Origin of the sequence: Serratia sp. CY84636 (assembly GCF_052166245.1) — a bacterium.
Lineage (GTDB): Bacteria > Pseudomonadota > Gammaproteobacteria > Enterobacterales > Enterobacteriaceae > Serratia > Serratia nevei.
Window position 1 is genome coordinate 583,125 of record NZ_JBJNOX010000002.1, and the last position, 22,657, is coordinate 605,781.

22 protein-coding genes are annotated in these 22,657 nt (G+C 63.0%); 7 read left to right on the plus strand and 15 right to left on the minus strand.

The window, feature by feature from the left end; translation table 11 throughout:
• Positions 1-49 precede the first annotated feature (49 nt).
• Positions 50-766 (minus strand): ABC transporter permease, encoded by a 717-nt coding sequence (locus tag ACJ8QI_RS07345; RefSeq protein ID WP_004938551.1) that lies wholly within the window; start codon positions 764-766, stop codon positions 50-52.
• 509 nt (positions 767-1,275) lie between these two features.
• Between ACJ8QI_RS07345 and ACJ8QI_RS07350 the strand changes: the two genes are divergently transcribed.
• A complete protein-coding gene (locus tag ACJ8QI_RS07350) occupies positions 1,276-2,763 on the plus strand; it encodes an MDR family MFS transporter (protein ID WP_055312384.1) in 1,488 nt (495 codons plus the stop codon).
• Positions 2,764-2,813: 50 nt separating this feature from the next.
• On the opposite strand, the gene ACJ8QI_RS07355 is transcribed toward ACJ8QI_RS07350, so the two are convergent.
• Complete coding sequence (locus tag ACJ8QI_RS07355) at positions 2,814-3,113, minus strand: DUF1161 domain-containing protein (protein WP_049199199.1); 300 nt, start codon at positions 3,111-3,113, stop codon at positions 2,814-2,816.
• A gap of 89 nt (positions 3,114-3,202) precedes the next feature.
• A complete protein-coding gene (locus ACJ8QI_RS07360) occupies positions 3,203-3,571 on the minus strand; it encodes a DUF1283 family protein (protein WP_038873959.1) in 369 nt (122 codons plus the stop codon).
• A gap of 148 nt (positions 3,572-3,719) precedes the next feature.
• Between ACJ8QI_RS07360 and ACJ8QI_RS07365 the strand changes: the two genes are divergently transcribed.
• A complete protein-coding gene (locus ACJ8QI_RS07365) occupies positions 3,720-4,046 on the plus strand; it encodes a YnfA family protein (RefSeq protein WP_025302721.1) in 327 nt (108 codons plus the stop codon).
• Positions 4,047-4,082: 36 nt separating this feature from the next.
• Here ACJ8QI_RS07365 and ydfG read toward each other — a convergent pair whose 3' ends face one another.
• The 6 genes from ydfG to ACJ8QI_RS07395 form a co-directional block, all read right to left on the minus strand.
• Positions 4,083-4,832, minus strand: a complete 750-nt coding sequence (ydfG, locus tag ACJ8QI_RS07370; RefSeq protein ID WP_164114152.1) for a bifunctional NADP-dependent 3-hydroxy acid dehydrogenase/3-hydroxypropionate dehydrogenase YdfG — start codon at positions 4,830-4,832, stop codon at positions 4,083-4,085.
• 125 nt (positions 4,833-4,957) lie between these two features.
• Positions 4,958-5,479, minus strand: coding sequence for a GNAT family N-acetyltransferase (locus ACJ8QI_RS07375; protein WP_060419092.1), 522 nt, complete (start codon positions 5,477-5,479; stop codon positions 4,958-4,960).
• A 200-nt stretch (positions 5,480-5,679) separates the two neighbouring features.
• Positions 5,680-8,031 (minus strand): TonB-dependent Fe(3+) dicitrate receptor FecA, encoded by a 2,352-nt coding sequence (gene fecA, locus ACJ8QI_RS07380; protein ID WP_070914942.1) that lies wholly within the window; start codon positions 8,029-8,031, stop codon positions 5,680-5,682.
• Between the two features lie 115 nt (positions 8,032-8,146).
• A complete protein-coding gene (gene fecR / locus ACJ8QI_RS07385) occupies positions 8,147-9,103 on the minus strand; it encodes a ferric citrate uptake sigma factor regulator FecR (RefSeq protein WP_060440016.1) in 957 nt (318 codons plus the stop codon).
• On the minus strand, positions 9,100-9,624 hold the full coding sequence (gene fecI, locus ACJ8QI_RS07390) for a ferric citrate uptake sigma factor FecI (protein ID WP_084826300.1): 525 nt from the start codon (positions 9,622-9,624) through the stop codon (positions 9,100-9,102). Before fecI ends, fecR begins: the two co-directional genes overlap by 4 nt.
• A gap of 58 nt (positions 9,625-9,682) precedes the next feature.
• Complete coding sequence (locus tag ACJ8QI_RS07395) at positions 9,683-9,865, minus strand: hypothetical protein (RefSeq protein WP_442532281.1); 183 nt, start codon at positions 9,863-9,865, stop codon at positions 9,683-9,685.
• Positions 9,866-10,053: 188 nt separating this feature from the next.
• Between ACJ8QI_RS07395 and guaD the strand changes: the two genes are divergently transcribed.
• Positions 10,054-11,370, plus strand: a complete 1,317-nt coding sequence (gene guaD, locus ACJ8QI_RS07400; protein ID WP_442532282.1) for a guanine deaminase — start codon at positions 10,054-10,056, stop codon at positions 11,368-11,370.
• On the opposite strand, the gene ACJ8QI_RS07405 is transcribed toward guaD, so the two are convergent.
• Positions 11,355-12,518: an MFS transporter gene (locus ACJ8QI_RS07405; protein WP_442532283.1), complete on the minus strand. Its 1,164-nt coding sequence runs from the start codon at positions 12,516-12,518 to the stop codon at positions 11,355-11,357. The two genes, guaD and ACJ8QI_RS07405, sit on opposite strands and share 16 nt — an antisense overlap.
• Before the next feature lie 103 nt (positions 12,519-12,621).
• Here ACJ8QI_RS07405 and ACJ8QI_RS07410 point away from each other — a divergent pair, with 103 nt between their 5' ends.
• Together ACJ8QI_RS07410 and dcp are read left to right on the plus strand one after the other, a co-directional pair.
• Positions 12,622-13,536, plus strand: a complete 915-nt coding sequence (locus tag ACJ8QI_RS07410) for a LysR family transcriptional regulator (RefSeq protein WP_442532284.1) — start codon at positions 12,622-12,624, stop codon at positions 13,534-13,536.
• A gap of 106 nt (positions 13,537-13,642) precedes the next feature.
• Entirely contained in the window at positions 13,643-15,844 is a 2,202-nt protein-coding gene (dcp, locus tag ACJ8QI_RS07415; protein ID WP_442532285.1) for a peptidyl-dipeptidase Dcp, read from the plus strand.
• A gap of 72 nt (positions 15,845-15,916) precedes the next feature.
• Here the strand turns inward: dcp and ACJ8QI_RS07420 are convergent, their stop codons facing one another.
• From ACJ8QI_RS07420 to ACJ8QI_RS07440, 5 genes are all read right to left on the minus strand, one after another.
• Complete coding sequence (locus tag ACJ8QI_RS07420; RefSeq protein ID WP_004938595.1) at positions 15,917-17,227, minus strand: MFS transporter; 1,311 nt, start codon at positions 17,225-17,227, stop codon at positions 15,917-15,919.
• 142 nt (positions 17,228-17,369) lie between these two features.
• Positions 17,370-17,999 carry an N-carbamoylsarcosine amidohydrolase gene (locus tag ACJ8QI_RS07425; protein WP_055312376.1) on the minus strand — a complete coding sequence of 210 codons (630 nt, stop codon included), beginning with the start codon at positions 17,997-17,999 and terminating at the stop codon, positions 17,370-17,372.
• A gap of 9 nt (positions 18,000-18,008) precedes the next feature.
• A complete protein-coding gene (locus ACJ8QI_RS07430; protein ID WP_016927838.1) occupies positions 18,009-18,761 on the minus strand; it encodes a maleate cis-trans isomerase family protein in 753 nt (250 codons plus the stop codon).
• A 15-nt stretch (positions 18,762-18,776) separates the two neighbouring features.
• On the minus strand, positions 18,777-19,571 hold the full coding sequence (locus ACJ8QI_RS07435; RefSeq protein ID WP_442532286.1) for an alpha/beta hydrolase: 795 nt from the start codon (positions 19,569-19,571) through the stop codon (positions 18,777-18,779).
• A complete protein-coding gene (locus ACJ8QI_RS07440; RefSeq protein ID WP_033645813.1) occupies positions 19,568-20,719 on the minus strand; it encodes an FAD-dependent monooxygenase in 1,152 nt (383 codons plus the stop codon). Before ACJ8QI_RS07440 ends, ACJ8QI_RS07435 begins: the two co-directional genes overlap by 4 nt.
• Positions 20,720-21,046: 327 nt before the next feature.
• Between ACJ8QI_RS07440 and ACJ8QI_RS07445 the strand changes: the two genes are divergently transcribed.
• Positions 21,047-22,105, plus strand: a complete 1,059-nt coding sequence (locus ACJ8QI_RS07445; protein ID WP_015377796.1) for a 2,5-dihydroxypyridine 5,6-dioxygenase — start codon at positions 21,047-21,049, stop codon at positions 22,103-22,105.
• A 66-nt stretch (positions 22,106-22,171) separates the two neighbouring features.
• Positions 22,172-22,645 (plus strand): MarR family winged helix-turn-helix transcriptional regulator, encoded by a 474-nt coding sequence (locus tag ACJ8QI_RS07450; protein WP_033634451.1) that lies wholly within the window; start codon positions 22,172-22,174, stop codon positions 22,643-22,645.
• The last annotated feature ends 12 nt before the right edge of the window (positions 22,646-22,657 follow it).

A 22,657-nucleotide genomic window follows, 5' to 3' on the forward strand; every position in this document is an offset into this window, starting at 1 on the left:
CAGCGCGTGGCGGAGGCGTTGTAACCATCGAGTCATCGCGTTTCTCCCATCAGGATGCGGTGTGCGGGCTGAGCCGGCGGCCGAGACCGGCCAGCGCCAGATCCAGCAGCAGGGCGATCAGCGCGGTGGCGGCGGCGCCGAGGATCAGCGTCGGGAAGTCGTTCAGGTAGATGCCGGGGAAGATCAGCTCGCCGTAGCTGCTGGCGCCGATCAAAAACGCCAGCGGCGCGGTGCCGACGTTGATCGCCATCGCGATGCGCACCCCGGCGAAGATCACCGGCAGCGCGTTGGGCAGTTCGACCTGGCGCAGCCGCTGCCCGGCGGTCATGCCAATACCGTTGGCGGCCTCGACCAGCGCCGGCGGCACCGAACGCAGGCCGGCATAGGTATTGCGCACGATGGGCAGCAGCGAGGCGAGGAACAGCGCCACCACCGCCGGCCGGTCGCCGATGCCGATAATCACCATCGCCAGCGCCAGCACCGCCAGCGGCGGCAGGGTGTTGCCGACGTTAAAGATCTGCATCACGTGCTCCGCCCAGCGGCGGGCGAAGGGGCGGCTCAGCAGGATGCCGCTGGGAATGCCGACCAGCAGCGACAGCAGCATGGAACACACCACCAGGAACATGTGCTGCTGGCCGAGGTAAATCAAATCTTCCCGGCGCGACTTAAGGGTTTCCCAACCGATGCCGTAAACCAGCAGCGCGATGACGGCGATAAACAGCAGGCTCCCGAGGAGCAGGCGCCGGTATGGCGCTGACTTGTGCATGATGTTGCGTCCTCCGTTGCGCGGAGCGGCCGACGAGACGGCGCATTCCGCTCTGATTGTTACCCACTGCCCGGCGGGCGTGGCGGTACAAAACGGGCGTTTCGCATGAGGTTAGCGACATTGAGCGAAGGGTGTGTTCGGCATAGCGTGCTGAACGGTGGCTCAATACGTGAGTTAATCAGTATAAGATACTGATATTTAAACTAGAGAAAGCACGAAGCCCAATGACCCCGGCTAGGGAAGGTATAGCACCCTGTCGTTGGCCATGCCAAGTTTTATGAACAAAATCAGTTGATTGAGATTACGCGGATCGGCGCCTCAGCCCGCGTCAGCGCTGGGATGCGCGGAAAGTGAAAAAAATCCGCAGCAAAACGTTACGCCGTAACAATCAGTCCAAATGGTGCGATTCGCCGCCGGCAAAGACAGGATGTGAGGGCGGATAGACTTGGCGCAGGCGCTTGCTGATATACTCAGGGAAAATAAAAACGCCAGGAAACCTGCATAACGCCATGACAAATAACGTTTCACCCGCACCCATCGCCCACCGCCCATTGATTCTGATCGCCTGCATGCTGGCGATGTTCATGTCGGCGATCGAAGCCACCATCGTCGCCACTGCCATGCCGACCATCATCGGCGATCTCGGCGGCTTCTCGCTGCTGGGGTGGGTGTTCGCGGTCTATTTGCTGGCGCAGGCGATCACCATTCCCATCTACGGCCGCTTGGCGGATCTCTACGGCCGCAAGCGGGTGTTCTTCTTCGGCGCTACGCTGTTCCTGCTGGGATCGGTGCTGTGCGGCTTCGCCCCCGACATGTATTGGCTGATCGGCTTCCGTCTGCTGCAAGGGTTGGGCGCCGGTGCCATCATGCCGATCGCCTCCACCATCATCGGCGATATTTACAGCGCTACCGAGCGGCCGAAGGTGATGGGCTACCTGTCGAGCGTGTGGGGCGTGTCGGCGATCATCGGCCCGTTGCTGGGCGCGTTTATCGTCCAGCATCTACCGTGGGCGCTGGTGTTCTGGGTCAACCTGCCGATCGGCCTGCTGGCGATGTTCTTCCTCTGGCGCTATCTGCCGGCGCATCAGCAGCTGCGGCGGCACGCGCTGGATCTGGCGGGCACCGCCTGGCTGACGCTGTTCGTTTCGGCGCTGCTGCTGGCGCTGTTGCAGATGGAAAGCCTGGGATGGTGGGTGGCGCCGTTGCTCGCGCTGGCGGCGGCTTCGCTGGCTTTGCTTGTCCGCCAGGAGCGGCGCGCGGTCGAACCGCTGTTCCCGCTGGCGCTGTGGCAAAGCCGGGTGATCGTTGCCGGTAACATCGGCGGGCTGGTGATCGGCGCGGCGATGATGGGCATCAGCGCCTTCCTGCCGACTTTCATTCAGGGCGTAATGGGCGGCTCGCCGCTGGAGGCGGGCACCACGCTGGCGCTGATGTCGATCGGTTGGCCGCTGGCCAGCACGCTGAGCGGCCGTTTGATGCTGATGACCTCGTATCGCGCGACGGCGCTGCTGGGGGCACTGCTGTTGGTGGCGGGCGGCCTGATCCTGCTGATGCTGCAGCCGAACGGCGGCCTGCTGTGGGGCCGGGTGGCGGCGTTTATGGTCGGCGCCGGCATGGGGCTGTGCAACACCACGTTTTTAGTGTCGGTGCAGAACGCGGCGCATTACAGCATTCGCGGCATCGCCACCGCCTGTACGGTATTTACCCGCATGGTGGGGTCGGCCATCGGTACCGCCATTCTGGGCGCCACGCTGAACCTCAACCTGCAGTGGCGTTTGCCGGAAATCGACGATCCGGTGCAACGGCTGATGGAGCCGGCGGTGCGGCAGAGCATGGGGAGCGAAGCGCTGGCGCAGCTGATCCAGCAGGTGGCGGCTTCGTTGCATTGGGTGTTCCTGGTGTCGGCGTTGGTGTCGTTGCTGGCGCTGGCGGCGGCGATGCTGATCCCGGCGCGTTGTCGACCGCAGGGCGAAGAGGAAGAGGCGGAGCAGGCTTAAGGGAAAAGGAAAGGGCGCGGCTGTTGCGCGCCCTGGGTAGCCGAAGCGGCTTACTGTGTGTTGGAGGTGTCCTGGCTGGTGCCGGTCTGCGCCGCGTCACCGCGATCGTCGCCGTTGTTCAGGCGGGTATAGACGATCTTCTGGGTGTCGTTTTCGCAGTGGCCGACCACTTGGCCGCCGGCTTGATCGGCCTGATCGTTAGGCACGATCTCCAGTTTGAAGCCGGACTCCGGAACGCCGTTATTGATGATTTTTTGCGAAATGTCCGCTTTCACGCTTTCGCAGGAGGCCAGGGCCGCCAACGGCGCGCCGGCCAGCAATACAGCGGTTAATATCAGCGTTTTTTTCATCACGTCATCCTTTTAGACAATGGACTTCCTGTAACAGGATAGCAGTAACGGCGGCCGGGTTTCACGCTTGCCCGCCCGCCGCAGGCGGATTAAGGAATAATCCGACGCCCGGTCTGGCGATCCAGGCATTTACGGGTGTCCGGCTCCCAGTACGCGTTGACGTTGTTGCTGTCGTTGCAGCGGTCTTCGTCATCCGCCGCGCGATCGGCCTTGTCGAACTCTTTCTCGACGCGAGTGTTAACCTTGTGGCGCAGGGTTTTGGTATCATTCCACTGCTCTTTGCTCTGGCGCGCTTCTTCGGTGCTCATCGCGCCGCTGCCTTTGCCATCGACGGTGACGCAGGTGCTGCCCTGAGTGCAGGTGGCGGCCAGCGCCGGCGCCTGCCAGGCGCCCATGACGGCCAGCATGGCGACCGGCAGCATCCCGCGTAGCAGTCGTTGGGTCGAAAATGTTTTCATCGTTTCATCCTTATGAGTGAGTGCGCCTGATGATGGCGACACTGGCGTTACCTCGCCCGCAGGCGTGGTGACAAATATACCACTGCGTTCCTGGAATTCACCAGCCAAGCGCCGATTCGTTTAATTTACCGAGAGAAAACTGCGACCGATGTTAAAAACCACGCTGTTGTTTTTCGCCACTGCGCTCGCCGAAATTATCGGCTGTTTCCTGCCTTATCTCTGGCTCAAGAAACAGGGCAGCGCCTGGCTATTGCTGCCGGCGGCATTGAGCCTGATGCTGTTTGTCTGGCTGTTGACGCTGCATCCGGCGGCCAGCGGGCGGGTCTACGCGGCCTACGGCGGCGTGTATGTAGCGACGGCGCTGCTGTGGCTGCGGGTGGTGGACGGGGTGAAGCTGTCCGCGCTGGACTGGGTGGGCGCCGGGGTGGCGCTGGTGGGCATGCTGATCATCGTTTCCGGCTGGCGTGCGGCCTGAGGAAACAGGGCGGGAGTCGCCTCCCGCCGTTGGAGATCAGGCGCCGCGGTGGATGTTCAGCCCGGCGAAGGACTGGCTGACCGGCATCATTTCCAGCGTGTTGATGTTGACGCGCGCCGGCAGCGTTGCGACCCAGAACACCGACTCGGCGATGTCTTCCGGCGTCAGCGCATCGGCGCCTTCGTAGGTTTTGTTGACCTTGCCGTCATCGCCCTTGAAGCGCACGTTGGAGAATTCGGTGCCGCCCACCAGGCCCGGCTCGATATCGGTCACGCGGATGCGCGTGCCGTGCAGATCGGCGCGCAGGCCCAGGCTAAACTGTTTGACGAACGCCTTGGTGGCGCCGTACACGTTGCCGCCGGCGTAAGGCCAGTTGGCGGCGGTGGAGCCGATGTTGATCACATGGCCGACGTTGCGATCGACCATGGCCGGCAGCAGCGCGCGCGTCATGTTCACCAGCCCTTTGGCGTTGGTGTCGATCATGGTTTCCCAGTCATCGGCGTTGGCTTTGTGCGCCGGCTCCAGCCCCAGCGCCAGCCCGGCGTTGTTCACCAGCACGTCGATCTGGCGCAGCTCGGCCGGCAGTGCTTCGATCGCCTGCTGAATGGCGGCGCGGTTGCGCACGTCGAGCCGCACGATGTGCAGCGCTTGCCCTAATTCGTCCTGCAGCTCTTCGAGACGCTCAAGGCGGCGCCCGGCGGCGATCACCTGGTGGCCTTCACGGATAAAACGGCGCGCAATGGCCTCGCCGAAACCGGAGGTGGCGCCGGTAACAAAAATAATCATGTTGCTGTTCCTCAACTGTTTTTACCCTACATGCCTCTATCATTAGCACAAACCTGCAGGCAGTGGCAGCGGTTATCACGGCGCAGAGAAAAAAAGGTCACACCGGGCCGGCGGCCCGATGCTGATTAGCGCTGAGGCGGCAGGTGGTACACTACGGCGTCATACTTGACGCGTTCGCAGCGGCCGGCCAGCACGCCGCCCAGCGACTCGGCCAGGCGGCGGCTGGCGGTATTCTGTTCGGCCACCGGGTAGACAAGGTGCGGTGGCTGAAAGCGCTCGGTGGCCCAGCGCGCGATACTCTGCACGATTTCGCGGCCGTAGCCCTGGCCGTGCAGGCCCTCTTTCACCCAGATGCCCAGCTCCGGGGTGTGGCTGCGCAGGTTATGTGCGCCGCCGACGCCGACGAACTGCCGGTCTTCGCGCCGGCGGGCGACGAAGATCACTTCTTCGCCTTCGCGCATCAGCGGCAGCCAGCCTTGCCAGACGTTGGCGAAATCTTCCGGCGACGCCTCCGGCTCAAAGGTCATAAAGCGTGTCAGAGTGGGGGTGATCGCCTGGTAAACATCGTCGGCGTCTGCTGCGGTAAAGGGGGCAATCAACAAACGGTCGGTGTCCACGCGGCACTGAGAAAGGTCATTATGGTTCATCTTATTTTCCCTCGCTTTTCAGGCCAGAACGGCAAAAAATCCGCGCCTATAAATTAGGGCGGATCGTCGATATTACGCGCATTGGCGGCAGAAGCGACTTATTTTTCGTCGCTTGGGCAAGGTGGAAAGAACGGGTTTGGTGACAATGTCACGCTATTAGTGAGACGGCGAGCGCGATGAGGTGCGCCCGCCGCCGGGGGTCAGAACTTCACCGAGCCTTGCAGATAGATCGTGCGCGGCTGGCCGACGTACAGACCTTTGTTATTGTCGTCATAGGCGCGGGTGAAATACTCGTGGTTGAACAGGTTTTTCACGCCGACGCCCAGATTCAGACCGGCCATTTCCGGGCCGAAATCATAGGCGGCGCGCACGCCCCACAGCATATAGCCGGGAATGCGGCCGGTGCTGCCGTCGGCGCTTTCCGCCACGGTGTTGGCGTTGTCGGCAAACTGGCTGGATTGGAACTCGCCGTTAAGGTTAAACGCCCAGTTGCCCGGCGTGTAGTCCAGCCCCAGCGTGCCTTTATGCTTCGGCGAGAACGGCACCTGATTGCCCTTGTAGCCGCCGTCTTCACGGATGGTGGCGTTGACGTAGGCGTAGCTGGCGTAGGCGGTCAGGTCGTCCAGTTTCGGCGTCAGCTGCGACAGATCGTAACGCAGGCTGCCTTCCAGCCCGGCGTGGCGGGTTTTGCCGCGCGCGGTCACGCTGTCGGTCACCTGGTTGGAGTCGTACTGGTTGTTGAAGTTGATCAGGAACAGCCCGATCTCACCGGTCAGCGCATCGCCGGCGTAGCGGGTGCCCAGCTCCCAGGTGCGCGCCTTCTCGGGTTCAATCTTGCCGCTGTCGACCGCTTTGCCCATCTGGCTGTACTGTACGGTGCCGAAGGAGCCTTCGGTGTTGGCGTACAGGTTCCAGTATTCGTTCAGGTGATACATCACGTTCAACGCCGGCAGCGGCGCGTTATAGCTAACGTCGAGGCGGTTGTTCTTGATGTAGTTGTTCTGATACGACTTGATGTACTCGTAGCGCATGCCCGGCGTAATGGTCCAGTCGCCGATATCGATGCGATCGTCGATATAGAAGGCGTGCGCCTCGGTGCCGGACTGGGTGTCGCGATCGTACGGGCTGGCGGTGGACGGCAGCCGGCCGGTGCTGGCCTTGCTGGTGTAGCGCAACTCGTGGGTGGATTCGCTGACGTAGCGGTAGCCGACGCCCACCTCATGGGCTGAATCGCCCCAGCGGAAGCTCTGGCTGTAGCGCGGTTCCACGCCGCGCACCCAGTATTCGCGCGGCGACAGCGTCAGGTTTTTGCCCTGATCGAGATAGCCGCTGCGCAGGGTGTAGGTGTAGAAGCTCTGCACGTCGAACTTGTGCTGCTGATCCGGCTGATACTGGTAGCCGAAGTTCGCCAGCTGGCGCCGGCCCCAGAACTTGTCGTACGGGCGCGTCGACTGGAACGGGTTGGCGTTGTAGTCCGCCCGGCTCAGGCCGCCCGGCATGTCCGCTTCGCCTTCGTAGTATTGCAGCAGGCTGTTGAAGGTGTGCACTTCGTTCGGGGCGTAACGGCTTTTCAGCATCACATCGTCAATTTTGGTCGCGCTGTGTTCGCGCCAGTCGCTGCCGCGGGTGCCGGAGTAGAGCAGCGCCGCGCCGAGGCCGTTGTCGGCGGTGCCGCCGATCATCAGGTTACCGGTGCCTTTCGGGTGATCCTGGCGCGAGGTTGGGCTGAGCTGCCCCTGCATGCCGGCCTCCATGCCGAAGGTTTTCGGGATGGCACGGGTGACGAAGTTGACGACGCCGCCGACGCTCTGTGGCCCGTAACGCACCGCGCCGCCGCCGCGCACCACGTCAATCGCATCCATATTGCCGAGCGAGACCGGCGCCAGCGACAGCTGCGGCTGGCCGTAAGGGGCGAAGGGCACCGGGATGCCGTCCATCAACACGGTGGAGCGGCTGGCGAGGCGTGGGTTGAGGCCGCGAATGCCGAAGTTCAGCGCCATGTCATGGCTGCCGGTGCCGTTGTTCTCAGGTGCCACCACGCCCGGCACGCGGTTCAACGCTTCGCGCACGGTGGTGGTGCCGGTTTTGGCGAATTCTTCGCGGCGCACCACGTCGCGCGCGCCGGGATGTTCGAACACGTCTACCTGACGGCCTTCCGCCAGCCAGTCACCGACCACGGTGATGTCTTCTTCCTTCTGCGGCTGCGGCAGTTTGGCCAGCGTGTAACCGTGGTTGCCGAGCGCTTTAGCCTGCAGGCCGCTGCCGGCCAGCAGGGCGTTCAGGCCGTCATCGACGCCGTAGCTGCCGCTCAGGCCCGGCGAACGCTTACCGGCGGTCAGCGTGCCGTCCACCGAGAGCGCGATGCCGGCGCGCGCGGCGAACGCGTTCAGCGCGCCGTCCAGCTCACCGGCCGGAATGTGATAGGTTGCAGCGGCGCTGGCGGCGCTCGCCGTCAGCGGTGCGGCGAAGGCCAGGCCAATGGCCACGGCCAGCGGCGTGGCCCGTTTTCCCCAAAGCGAAGCCGGCGCTCCCTTTCCCCAAGCGTTGTTCATACCTTCTCCTGAATCATTTTTTATTTATTGCTGCAGTGTTTTCCTGGGAGTCGGATGAGCAAAGTAAAAGGGACAATCAAGAATGCGATTTTTTATCATTTTCATTTAAAAATATTCAGGCGGGGACGATTTTCAGCCAATAGCGGGTAAAGCTCTGCAGGCGCACCGGCAGGGTCTGGCTGAGCAGGGCAAGGGCGCGATCGGTATCGTTGAGCGGGAAACTGCCGCTGACGCGCAGGCCGGCGACGGCCGGATCGCAGCTCAGATGGCCGCGCCGGTAGCGCGCCAGTTCGGCGATCACCCGGTCCAGCCGCCACTGGCTGACGCTCAGCACGCCGCGCAGCCAGCCGTCCTCCGCCGCAGCCGGTTGTTTGTCGCTGAAGGCCGCGGCGCTGAAGCTTATCTGTTCTCCGGCTTCCACCCGGCGAGTTTGCCGCGCGTCCTGCGCCAGCTGCGCTTCGACCGCATGCTCCAGCACCGTCAGGCGCGTCTCGCCGCCGTTCTCACGCACCAAAAAGCGGGTGCCGAGCGCGCGCATCGCTCCCTGCGGGCTTTGCACCCACAGCGGCCGGGGGTCGCGTCCGGTAACCAGGCTGATCTCCCCGGCGTGCAGGCGGATCAGCCGTTGGCGATCGTCGTAATGCACGTCCACCGCGCTGGCGGTGTTCAGCACCAGCTGGGTACCGTCGCTTAACACTATGGGTTTGATCTCGCCGGTGGCGGTGCGGTAGTCGGCGCGCAGCTCCCGGCCGAGCGGCGACTGGTAAAGGAAGCCGCTGCCGCCCACGCCGAGCAACAGCAGCAGGCTCTTCAGCAGGGTGCGGCGATCGATCGCCGATTGGCGGCCGGCGCGATCGAGCGCACGGTAGCTGAACTTGCCCGGTACGCCCTGCAGCTGGCTCTGCAACGCTTCGACGCGCTGCCAGGCCCAGCGGTGATCGTCATGCTGCTGATGCCAGGCTTGCCACTGTTGGCGCTGGCGGTCGGTGACGTGCTCATCGCACAGTAGCGCATACCAGTGTGCGGCCATTTTCAGCGCCTGGCGCTGCTCGGGGGTGATGGCGTTGCTCATGAGAAAACGTCGTTTTCCAGGCTGAACAGCAGGCAATGCTCGGTGGCCTTGGCCATGTATTTTTTAACCGAGCTGACCGACACGCCGAGGCGCACGGCGATGTCCGCATAGCCCAGGCCTTCGAGCTGCGACAGCAGGAAGGCCTGTTTCACCTTTGGCCCCAGGCCGTCGAGCATGGCGTCTATCTCCTGCAGGCTTTCCAGCAGGCTCTGGCGCTGCTCCGGCGACGGGGCATAGCCGTCCGGGATCAGCGCCAGCATCTCCAGATAGGCGCGCTCCAGCGTTCTGCGGCGAAACAGATCGACCATCACCCGCTTGGCGACGGTGACCAGAAAATCTTTCGGCTCGCGCAAGGTCGCCGCGGCGTCGCTTTTCAGCAGGCGCATGAAGGTGTCCTGCGCCACGTCGTCCGCGTCGAAAGCGCAGCCCAGCCGCCTGCGCAGCCATCCCTGCAACCAGGCATGGTGGGTGGCGTAAAGGCGCGACAGCGCGGTGTGCGGGGCAGAAGCGGTGGCGGACATGGTTTTCGCATTGCTGGTCAAAAAGATGCGCGGATGATAATTGAGAATGGTTATCGTTTCAAGTTTGTCGGGTGGCCTGCGGAATGGGGCAGACCGCTTTGTATCGCGTTGAAATAACCGCAACGGCCGCGAAATTATCCGCTTGCCCGGTAAAGGTGCAGCGGCGCGGCGTTATTCCGGCAAGCAAACGGTTGCTATTGGTCTGCCGTTGAAGATCGCCGCGCGTTTTATTCTTTTTCATCGGTTGGTTTTCTTTGATTAAATTGATATGTCTCTGTTTTTAAATGTAAATGTATTTTATGGCCGCCTATTGGCACACGGCTTGCTATGCTTAATCCGGTCTTTGAGTTTGGGTAATAAAAGGCATTGTTTCATCAGCGAAGATTATTACGCGGGTGAGCTTGGCCGGTCGTCACAAGGAAGAAAATAATGGCACTGCAATTCACCACGGCTATTCGTGGCAATTTTTTTGATATCACCGCCTGCGTGGAGGAAGCGCAACAGCTCGACGAACGCCTGCGGCACATTCCCGACGGTTTGTTGCTGCTCAACGAGGGCACCATCGTCTGGTTCGGCAGCTGGCAGCAGGGTGAGGCGCTGTTGCCGCCGGGTTTCGCGGTCACGGAGTATCGCGATAAACCGATCGTGCCGGGCTTTATCGACACCCATATCCACTACCCACAAACCGAAATGATCGGCGCCTATGGCGACCAGTTGCTGGGGTGGTTAAACAATTACACCTTCCCGACCGAAAGCCGTTACGGCTGCGAACAGCACGCCGACGAGATGTCGGCCTTCTTTCTGCGGGAGTTGCTGAGCAACGGCACCACCACCGCGCTGGTGTTCGGCAGCGTGCACCCGCAGTCGGTCGATGCGCTGTTCACCCAGGCGCAAGCGCTGAATATGCGCCTGATCGCCGGTAAGGTGATGATGGATCGCCATGCGCCGGAGGCGCTGCTGGAAACGCCGGAGCAAAGTTATCGCCAGACGCGTGAGTTGATCGAACGCTGGCACGGCAAAGGCCGCCTCGGCTACGCCATTACGCCGCGCTTTGCGCCCACCAGTACCCCGGCGCTGTTGGCGCAGGTGCAGCGGCTGCGCGAAGAATTCCCCGACGTTTGGCTGCAGACGCACCTGAGCGAGAATCCGCAGGAAGTGGCCTGGGTAAAATCGCTGTTCCCGCAGAGCCAAAGCTATCTGGACGTTTACCATCGCTACGGCATGACCGGCGGCAAAAGCGTGTTCGCCCACTGCCTGCACCTGGAGGAGCAGGAGTGGGACTGTCTGTGCGAGACCCGCTCGGCGATCGCGTTTTGCCCCACCTCCAACCTGTTCCTCGGCAGCGGGCTGTTCGACCTGCAGCAGGCCTGGCGCAAGCGGGTGAAGCTCGGCATCGGCACCGACGTGGGGGCCGGCACCACCTTCAATATGCTGCGCACGCTGGGCGAGGCGTACAAAGTCGGCCAGCTGCAGCATTACCGACTCTCCGCCGTAGAAGCGTTCTATCACGCCACCCTGGGCGGCGCCCGCGCGCTGGCGCTGGACGACAAAATCGGCAACTTCAACGTCGGCAAAGAGGCGGATTTTGTGGTGCTCGATCCGGCGGTCACGCCGCTGCAGCAGTTGCGCTACGCCAACAGCGCCACGTCGGCGGAACAAGGGTTCGTGCTGATGACGCTGGGAGACGATCGCAACATTTATCGCACCTATGTGGACGGCAAGATGGTTTATCAGGCGCCGCGCTGACGCAGCCGCGCCTGCAGCCAAACGCTGAGCGGCGCGACGGCGACCGCGCTCAGCGCGCACAGCCATAACAGGCGTTGCAGGCTAAGCGGGGTGAGGCCGCTGCTCAGCAACGCGGAGGAGAGCAAGAAGGCCGCCGTGGCGCTCAGGTGTATCAGGGCGGTTTGCAGTACGCCAAAGGCGGCGCGCTGCCGAGCGTCCGGCCAGCGCATGCTCAGGGAAGAGATCGCCACCAGCCGCGCATAGGCCGCCGCAAGAAACGCGACCATGAACAGCTCGCCGCGATCGCCACCGCGCGCCGCCAGCCACAGGCTGCCCAGCAGCAACAGCGTGGCGCCCGCCGTCAGCGTCACGGTGCCAAAGCGTTGCAGCCAGCGGCCCGCCAGTACGGTCGCCAGATAGCCGGCCACGCCGCCGATGAGAAACAGCCAGGGCAAATGCGCGTCTGCCACCTGTAGCCGCTGGGTGAGCAGCGGCGCCAGCACCGGGATCAGCAGCATCGGGCTGAACTGCGTCAGGCCGGCTGCGGCGGCGAACAGCAGCAATCGGCGATCGAGCGCGACGGGCTCGGTAGCCCGTGGCTGCGGCGCATCCCTGGGAACGAACAGCGCGACCAAGACGGCCGCCAGCAGACACAGCCCGCCGATAGTCACCAGCGCGGCGCGCCAGCTCGCCACTTCGCACAGGTACAGCATGCCCGGCATGCCGACAATGCTCACCAACGAAAAGGACGCGATCACCGTCGCCAACATTCTGCCGTGCAGTGCGGCCGGTGCGGCGTTGAGCAGCAGGCCGATCCCAACGCCCATCGTGGTGCCGCCCAACAGCCCGGCCAACAGCCGCAGTGCCAGCAGCCAGTAAAACTGCTGGGTTGTGGCGATCAATAAGGTGGTCACGCCCAGCAGCGTGACATTGAGCAGCAGAAAGCGCCGCTTCTCAACGCCGCCGATCCAGAAAAATGCGCCGATGCCGGAAATCACCGCGGCCAGCGTATAGGCCGCGCTGACATAGCCGGCGAAGCTGACGGGCACGGAAAAATCGGCGGCCATGTAGAGGAATATCGGGTTGAATACCATGTATTCCAGGGCATTGGTGAACTGAATAAAGGCGATGACCAGCGTTATCGCCGTCAGCTTTCTCGTGGGTGTCATAAGCATCCATGGGTTGCAGAATCAGGCCGGCAGTGTAGCGTTTGGCGTTGGTCGGGATTAGATGGTAGAAATGGCATGGTTTGTTATCAAATTAGGGATAATTATGCGCGCCAAATTGGATTTAAACCTGCTACGCATTTTCGTGACGGTGGTGGAGCAAGGCAGCTTCGTCGGGGCGGCGCGGGCGCTGGCGATGCCGACCTCCAACGTCAGCCGCTACATCTCTCAGCTGGAGCGTCAGCTCGAGCAGCGATTGCTCGAACGCAGCACTCGCTCGATGCGGCTGACGCCGAACGGCCAGCTGTTGCATGAACGCACCCAGCCGCTGCTGGCGTCGCTGGAACACACCGCGCAAACCCTCAGCGAGCGGCAGCAACAGCTGCGCGGGCCGCTGCGCCTGTGCGTGCCCAATGAAGTGGGGCCATACCTGTTGGGCGAGCCGCTGGCGGCGTTCGCCATGCAGCATCCGCAGATCGAAATCAGCTGCGTGACCAACCTGGCGGGTATGACGTCGCTGCTCGATGATGTCGATCTGGCGGTGATGATCAGCCGGGGCATGCTGGACGACAGCGACTATGTCGCGCAGCCGCTGACGTCTTTCCCCTGCATCGTGGTGGCCGCTCCGGCGTTGCTGGCGCAGTGGCCGCCGTCGTCGGCGATTGAACAATTCACGCAATTGCCCTGCATCAGCACGGTGGATGCGCTGAAGGGGATGCCGTGGCAGTTCGTCCGCCCGGACGGAACCTTCGTTACCGTCCCGGTCAATACGCGCTATCGTGTCAACAGCGGGGAGATGGCGCTGAAGGCGGCCTTGGCCGGCGTGGGGTTCGCCATGCTTTCCGAGCTCGGCTGCCGGCCGTTTCTGGCCGACGGCCGTTTGGTTGAGGTGCCGCTGGCACTGCCGCCGGCGCCGTTGCAGCTGTATGCCGTTTACCCCGGCCGCCGCTATCTACCGGCCAAAACGCGCGCGTTGCTGACGTTCCTGATACAGCAGGTTGGCGAGGCGGCTAACTTCTAATCACTTGTTTTTGCTCAAACTGCCAACTGCACCTAAGCTAGGTGATGACTCAGAGGGAGCGATTCCCCGAGACCTTATTCCGTGAACATGGAGGAGTTTCGATTTGATGCGTTTATCCACATTGGTGCTGGCGATCGGCATGGCGCTGGGCTCGCAGGCACAGGCAGCAGAAACCCAACCTCACGCCGACCATAGCGCGCTGCCCAGCGGCCAGGCGAAGGAGGCTACCGTGACCGGTGAAGCCAATCAGCACGACAAGCAAAAGACTCAGAATCCGTTCTTCTATCAAAGCCGTCTGCCGTTCCAGGCGCCGCCGTTCAACCTGATCAAGGAGAGCGACTACGCGCCGGCGATCGAAACGGGCATCAAGCAAAAGCGGGAAGAGGTGGAGAAGATCGCCAACAACCCGGCCAAGCCTAATTTCAAGAATACCTTCGTGGCGCTGGAGCAGGCCGGTTCGCTGCTGACGCGGGTGATGAACGTGTTCGGCGCCATGACTTCGGCCAACACCAGCGACGCGCTGCAGAAACTGGATGAAGAAACCTCGCCGAAGCTGGCGGCATTGAACGACGACATCATGCTCAACGGCAAGCTGTTCGCTCGCATCAAGGCCATCTATCAGGATCGCGATGCGCTGAAGCTGGATCCGGAATCGCGCCGGCTGGTAGAAGTGACCTACAAGAACTTCGAGCTGGCGGGCGCCAACCTGTCGGACGCCGACAAGGCCAAGCTGAAGGCGCTGAACCAGGAAGCGGCGACGCTGAGCACCCAGTTCACCAACAAACTGCTGGCGGCGAGCAAAAACGGCGCGCTGGCGATAACCGACCCGGCGAAGCTGGACGGCCTGTCGGAAGGCGAGCTGGCTGCGGCGGCCCAGGCGGCCGCCGAACGCAAGCTGGAGAAACAGTGGCTGCTGGTGCTGCAAAACACCACGCAACAGCCGCTGCTGCAGAGCCTGAAAGATCGCGATACCCGCCAAGCGCTGTTCGACGCCTCCTGGACGCGTGCGGAGAAGGGCGACGGCAACGATACCCGCCAGACCATCTCCCGTCTGGCCAAAGTGCGCGCCGAGCAGGCCAAGCTGCTGGGCTACCCGAACTACGCCGCCTGGAAACTGCAAAACCAGATGGCCAAGACGCCGGATGCCGCGCTGAGCTTTATGCGCAACATCGTACCGGCGGCCACCGCGCGCGCCGAGCGTGAGGCCAAAGACATTCAGGCGGTGATCGACCAGCAGAAAGGCGATTTCAAGGTGCAGGCCTGGGACTGGCAGTTCTACGCCGAACAGGTGCGCAAGGCCAAGTACGATCTGGACGAGTCGCAGATCAAGCCTTACTTCGAGCTGAACAACGTGCTGAACAACGGCGTGTTCTACGCCGCCAACCTGCTGTACGGCATCAGCTTCAAAGAGCGCAGGGACATCCCGGTCTACCAGCCGGACGTCAAGGTGTATGAAGTGTTCGACAAGGACGGCAAATCGCTGGCGCTGTTCTACACCGACTACTTCAAGCGCGACAACAAGGGCGGCGGCGCCTGGATGAGCAACTTCGTCGATCAGTCGAAGCTCAACGGCACCAAGCCGGTGATCTACAACGTCGCCAACTTCACCAAACCGGCGCCGGGCCAGCCGGCGCTGCTGTCGTATGACGACGTAATCACCATGTTCCACGAGTTCGGCCACGCGCTGCACGGCATGTTCGCCGATCAGGAATACCCGAGCCTGTCGGGCACCAACACCGCGCGCGACTTCGTCGAGTTCCCGTCGCAGTTCAACGAGCACTGGGTCAGCGATCCGAAAGTGTTCAGCCACTTCGCCAAGCACTACCAGACCGGCGAGGCGATGCCGCAGGAACTGGTCGACAAGATCAAGAAGGCCGACAAGTTCAACAAGGGCTACAGCATGACCGAGCTGCTGTCCGCCGCGCTGCTGGACATGCACTGGCACATGCTGACGGCCGACCAGCCGCAGCAGGACGTGGACAAGTTCGAGGCCGAGTCGCTGCAAAAAGACAAGGTCGATCTCAGCTACGTGCCGCCGCGTTACCGTTCCAGCTATTTCCAGCACATCTGGGGTAACGGCTACGCCGCGGGCTACTACGCCTATCTGTGGACGGAAATGCTGGCGGACGACGCCTTCCAGTGGTTCACCGAACACGGTGGCCTGACCGCCGAAAACGGCCAGCGCTTCCGCGACATGATCCTGTCGCGCGGCAACAGCCAGGATCTGGAGAAGCTGTACATCGACTGGCGCGGCAAAGAGCCGAGCATCGAACCGATGCTGATCAACCGCGGGCTGAAGGACGAGTAAGTTCGGCCATTCCCGGTAAGCAAACAAAAGGGCGCGTTATGCGCCCTTCGTCTTTTTCGGCTTGGCCGACATTCAGCGGTTCACCACCTTGGCCGGCAGGGCCACCACCAGCAGCGAGCTGAGCAGCAGGCAGCCGGCGAAGGCCCAGAGCGCGCCGCCGCTCTTGCCGGTCAGATCCAGCGCCAGCCCCATCAGCGAATTGCTCACCAGCCCGGCGATGTTGGCCAGCGAACAGGCCAGCGCGAAGCCGGTCGCCGCCGCCGTGCCGCGCAGGAAGGTGGCCGGCAGGCTGAAGAATACCGGCACCGCGCCGATGATCGCCGCCTGGGCGATGGAGAACAGCAGCACCGTGGCCAGCGCATTGTGGGTGAAGAAGGTGCTGCCGGCCATTGCCAGCGCGCCGACGATAAACGGCACGATGATATGCCAGCGCCGTTCGCGCAGCCGGTCGGAACTGCTGCCGATCAGCAGCATGCCGAGCAGGGCGGCGACGCTGGGGATCGCCGTCAGGTAGCCGATGGTGGTGATGTCGGTAACGCCGGCGGTTTTGATGAAGGTCGGCATCCAAAAGCCCATGGCGTAGGCGCTGAGCAAAATGGCGAAGTCGATGCCGCCGAGCATCCACACTTTCAGGTTGAAGAAGCCGTCGCGGAAGCTGTGCTTGCCGTGATCGGCCTCGGCGTCGTCACGCGCCAAATCGTCGGCGATGCGCTGTTTTTCCTCGGGCGTCAGCCACTTGGCCTGCTGATAAGTGTTAGGCAACAGCCAGAAGGTCAGCACCCCCAACAGCACGCTGGGAATGCCCTCCAGCAAAAACAGCCACTGCCAGCCGTGCAGCCCATGGCGCATGTCGAAATGGCCCATGATCCAGCCGGAGAGCGGCCCGCCGATCACGCTGGACAGCGGCAGGCCGATCATGAACAGCGCGATGATGCGGCCGCGGCGATAGGTCGGGAACCACAGCGTCAGGTAAAAGAGCACGCCGGGCAGAAAACCGGCCTCCGCCACGCCGAGCAGAAAGCGGATGACGTAGAACTGGGTGGGCGTGGTGACGAACATGGTGGCGGTGGACAGCAGCCCCCAGGTGATCATGATGCGGGCGATCCACATCTTGGCGCCGACGCGCTGCAGGATCAGGTTGCTCGGCACCTCGAACAGAATATAGCCGACGAAAAACAGCCCGGCGCCCAGGCCGAAGGCCGCTTCGCTCAGCTGCAGCGCGTCGGCCATCTGCAGCTTGGCCAGCCCGACGTTGATGCGATCGAGGTAGGCCGCCAGGTAACACAGGCAAAGAAACGGGATCAGTTTCCAGGTGATTTTGCGGTACAGCAGCAGCGATTCTGCGTCCGCTTTCCCCGCCAGCGGGGTGTCGACAATGGCCATGATGTTGTCTCCAGGTGGTGCGTGTTGGCCTCCGCAGGAGGCGCCTGTTGTGTTTGCGTTGCAGGGGCGCCGCCCTGTTTCGGGCGGTCGCGTGAGGCGCTGTCTGCGCCTTCGTTATTGTCGTTGCAGGTGAGTCGTTGATTCATAACCGGTTCAGGTAGTCGAGCGCCTCCCGTTTGTGCACCACGTCGCCGTATTTGCTGTCGATGTCGAACAGGTTGGCTTCGTGCGGGCCGGGGTGACGATCGCCGACGCACTCGCGCACCACCATGGCGCGAAAGCCGTGCTGCACCGCGTCCACCGCGCTGGCGCGGATGCAGCCGCTGGTGGAGCAGCCGATCATCAGCAGCGTGTCGATCCCTTGCGCCACCAGCAGCGGCGCCAGCGCGGTGCCGAAGAAGGCGCTGGCGTATTGCTTGCTCAGCACCACCTCATCGGCCAGCGGCGCCACCGGCGGGCAGAACGCCGCCAGCGGGTTGCCCGCCACCATGTCCTTCATCACCGGCGCTTTTTTGACCCACAGGCCGCCATCGGCAAAATGGCCTGCATGATAGCGGATATGGGTGTGGATCACAGGAATTCCCGTGCGGCGCGCACAGGCCAGCAGCTCGCGGCTTTCCTCGACCGCGCTCACCACGCCCGGCGCGAACAGCGGCGCGCCTTCGGTGGTGTAGGCCTGCATAAAATCGATCGCCAGCAGCGCCGGGCGCCGGCCGAAGCCGAGGCGCTGGCCCCAGACGCCGCGATAATTGTCGCTGAGGGTGTCGTTCATCATGCCTCCTCAATAGGCGCCGGACAGCAGGGCGCCGGCACCGGGGACGATCGGCTCCAGTTCCAGCGCGGTCAGCATCGCGTAAGTGGTGGCGATGGCGGCGGTGATCACCGGTTTGCCGGTTTGGGCCTCCACCGTCGGGACGGCCGGCAGCGAAGGCATCTGCACGCAGGCGGACAGCACGATAGCATCGACCTCGCGTAAATCCATCTCGGCGACGATCCCCGGCAGCCTGGCCGGATCGTGCCGGCCGACGTCGAGGTTGTCCGGGATCTCCAGCGCGCGCCATACCTTGACCTCAATGCCTTCGTGCTGGATGTAATCCACCACCAGTTGGGTCAGCGGTTTCATGTAGGGCGCCACCAGCGCGATGCGTTTGGCGCCGATCACCTTCAGGCCGTTGACCAGCGCGCCGGCGCTGCTGATAACCGGCGCGGCGGCCTGATTGTCTTTCGTCACCTGCGCCAGCCGGGCCTGCGATTCGCGGTGGTAGCCCAGCCCCATTGCCATGATGGCCACCAGGCAGGCGTAGCCGAGCACGTCGACCCGCGCGTCGGAGAGCTCCAGCGCGCAGCGATCGGACTCGGCGTCCATCGCCGCCAATTCTTCTTTATTGACGTGTTTCATGCGCATGCGGCTGGAGTGAAAGGTGAAACGCTCCGGGCGTATCAGCTGGCGCGCGCCCAGCATCGCCGGGATCTCGGTCTCCATCGTGGTGTTGGAGCTGGGTACGATCTGGCCGATGCGGTAGTGGTTGCTCATGTCGGTGTTCCTCAGTTAATCCAGAAAATTGCCCAGGGCGCGGAAGAAGCCATCGAAATCGTCCCACGGGATCATGTGTCCGGCGTTCTCAACCTCGACGATGGCGATCTCCGGCTGCAGCGCGCGGATCTCCGCCCGGTCTTCGGGCTGAATGACGCCGCCTTTGCCCGCGACCATCAGCAGCGTCGGCATGGCCAGCAGCGGGTAGTCACGGTGGCTGTCCACCTGATGAAAATCGTCGTAGGCGCGTTGGATCGCCGGCTCGTAGCAGGTATGCAGCCACTCGGCGCGCAGCCGGCGCTGCTCCTCGCTCCAGGTCGGGCAGAAGGCGCGCATCTGCTCGGCGCTCATGCCCGGCAGCGACTGCCGGATAGAGTCGGCGTACCACGGCCATTGGCCGGGATAGGCGCGGCGGCCGGGGCCGGAAACCGGCGGATCGACCAGCACCAGCCGCCGCACGCCGGCGGGCTGCAAAACGGCGGCGCGCAGGGCGAAGCGGGCGCCCATCGAATGGCCGAGCAGGGCGTAACTGGCCAGGTTCAGCGCGGCGGCGAAGGCATTGACGTCCTGCGCGCAGGTCTCTGCGTCATAAGCCAGCTCCGGGCCGCTGGACGACAAACCGCGGCCGCGCACGTCGAGTACGTAGACGTCGTATTTTTCTCCCAGCCGCTCGGCGACGAAGCCCCAGGTGATCGCCGGGCTGGTGATGCCGGGGATCAGGATCAGCGCCGGGCCGTGGCCGCCGTAGCGCAGGTAGTGTTGGCGAATGCCGTTGGCGTGAGCGTGGGCGCCGTAGAGGAAGGTGCTCATGCGGCGTTCTCCGATTTCAGCGCTTGCGCGTACAGGTCATAGCCGTAGACCCAGGCCGGATCTTCCTGAGTGCGCAGGAAGGTGTTGGCGTTGGACACCGCCTGCACCCTGGAGGCGCGCTCCTTGCGGTTGGCTTCATACAGCTGGAAGGCGGTGCGGTAGTCGCCGAGGCCGGTTTCCTGCAGGCAGCGGGTCAGCATGGCGGCGTCTTCGATCGCCATCGCCGCGCCCTGCGCCATGTGCGGTTTCATCGGATGGCAGGCGTCGCCGAGCAGCACCAGGCGGCCTTCGCTCCACAGCGGCAGCGGTTTGCGGTTCAGCAATGGCCATTTGGTGACCTGCTCGCTGGATTCGATCAGCGCCTGCACGATCGGGTGGTAGCCGGCGAAGGTCTCGAACATCTCTTCGCGGCTGCTGTCGATGAAGCTGCCCTGGAAATCCCAGGCCGGGTGCGGCACGCCGCTCACGTAGTAATACTCGTCGCGCCGTTGGGTGGTGTAGTAGACCATCAGATGGCGATCCGCCGACCACCACTTCACGCAGTCTTCGAACGTCAGGTTGTATTTCGCCAGCTTCTCGCCGCGGATCAGCGCGCGGTGCGCCACCCAGCCGCTGTAGGTCGGCGCTTCCGCCCCCAGCAGATGTTCGCGGATGCGCGAATTGATGCCGTCGGCACCGATCACGATGTCGGCATGGGCCGAGGTGCCGTCGACGAAGTTCAGCACCACCTCGTCCCCGCGATCTTCAATCTTGCTCAGGCATTTGCCGAAGTGCAGGGTGCCGGGCTGCAGCGCGGAAAGCTGCAACGCCTGGAGATCGCCGCGGTGCACCGTCACATAGGCGGCGCCGTACTCCCGGCGGGCGAAGGCGCCCAGTTCGATGCGCGACAGATAGTCGCCGCTCTCGGCATCGCGGCTGAACCAGAAATCGGGATGAGACGCCATCTGCTCCAGCCGCTGCTCAATGCCGAGCCGGCGGAAAATCTTCAGGACGTTCGGCCCCATGTGAATGCCGGCGCCGAGGCGCGAGAACGCCGGGCTCTGTTCATACAGATCGACGGTAAAGCCGGCTTTTTGCAGCAGCCCGGCGGCGGCGGCGCCCCCCAGCCCGGCGCCGACGACGGCGATGCGTGGTTGTTTGCTCATCATATTTCCCCTGTCTGTTGGCTTTTTTCAGCGTAGGCCCAACGCGTGGCCGGACGATCGATTTATAGTGTATGCACTAGATAACGCAAAGTTGCAAAAGTGTTAAATCAGATCTTGCTCACGCTAATTGACGGCGCATTACTGTTAAACTCATGTTAATCACAGGATTGCAGAGGGATGAAATAGGACTTTCTTATGATGGATAGTCGCAACTTGCTTTCCTTTGCTTTTTTGACTTAGATAAAAACGAGTGTGTTCACTTTAAATTGTTTGAAAAATCACCGCCGCCTTGCGGGCGTCGGACACCCTTGACGAGACAGGAGACAGGCCATGGCGGTCAATGAAACCCAGTTGGTACAGCTGTTCGAGCAGGTGCTTACGCTGTCGAAGGTCGATGCTTCGCAGAGCGTGGCGATTTTGAAAAGCCATTATTCCGATGCGCGCACGGTGCGCGCCGCGACCGACGCGGCGCTGCGGCTGGGCGCCAGGGTGTATGCCGTCGAGCTGCCGGCGTTCAACCATCCGCGGGCGATGGGCAACGACATGACCGCCTATTGCGGCGATACCGCGCTGACCGGCAACCTGGCGGCGCAGCGTGCGCTGGAGGCTGCCGATCTGATCGTCGATACCATGATGCTGCTGCATTCGCCGGAGCAGGAGCAGATCCTGAAAACCGGCACCCGCATCCTGCTGGCGGTGGAGCCGCCGGAGGTACTGGCGCGCATGTTGCCCAACGCGGAGGACAAGGCGCGGGTGCTGGCCGCCGCCGCCGTACTGGAGCAGGCGAAGCTGATGCAGGTGACCTCCGCCGCCGGCAGCGATTTCCGCGCGCCGCTCGGGCAATACCCGACGGTGACCGAGTACGGCTATGCCGATGAACCGGGGCGCTGGGATCACTGGCCGAGCGGCTTCCTGTTCACCTGGCCGAATGAGGAGCAGGCGGAAGGGGTGCTGGTGCTGGAGGTCGGCGATATCTTGCTGCCGTTTAAAAGCTATGCGCGCGAACGCATCACGCTGGAGATCGAACAAGGGTTCGTTACCCGCATTCACGGCGGCTTCGAGGCGGAATACCTGCGCGAATACATGAAATACTTTGACGATCCGGAGGTGTACGGCATCTCGCACATCGGCTGGGGCCTGCAGCCGCGCGCCCAGTGGACGGCGATGGGCCTGCACGACAAGAACGACGGCATGTGCATGGACGCGCGCGCGTTTTACGGCAACTTCCTGTTCTCAACCGGGCCGAATACCGAAGTGGGCGGCACGCGTAAAACGCCTTGCCATATGGACATCGCGCTGCGCCGCTGCGACATCCGCCTCGACGGGCAAACGGTGGTGGCGGACGGGGAAGTGGTGGCGCCGGAGGCCTCGCGCGTGCGCCGGGCTTAATCGTTGCTGCCAACGGCGGGGGTTTGTACTATTCTCGTGGATTCCATAGATGGTGAGAGTAACGCAATGACGCCCCCCGAATACCCGTCAGCCGTGAGCGGCCAACCCGAAAATTATCATTTTACCGAGCAAGTTGGGCACCTGCTGCGCAAGGTTTATCAGCGCCACCTGGCGATTTTCCAGCAAAACGTCGGCGATTCGCAGCTGACGGCGGTGCAGTTCATCACCCTGTGCGCGGTGCGCGATATGGGGCCGAGCTCGCTGACCGAGCTGGTGCAGGTGACGGCGGTGGATCAGGCCACCATACGCGGCATCGTCGAGCGGCTGAAGGCGCGCGATCTGATCACGGTGACGCCCGATCCGGTGGATCGGCGCAAGGTGGTGGTCGGCCTGACCGACGCCGGCGCCGTGCTGCTGACGGAAACGGTGCCGCAGGCGGCGAAAATTACAGAGCTGACGTTCGGCACGCTCAACCCGGCCGAACGGATAGCGCTGATATTCCTGCTGAATAAAATGCTGGAAGATCCGCCCACCGGCTGATTCGCCCGCGCA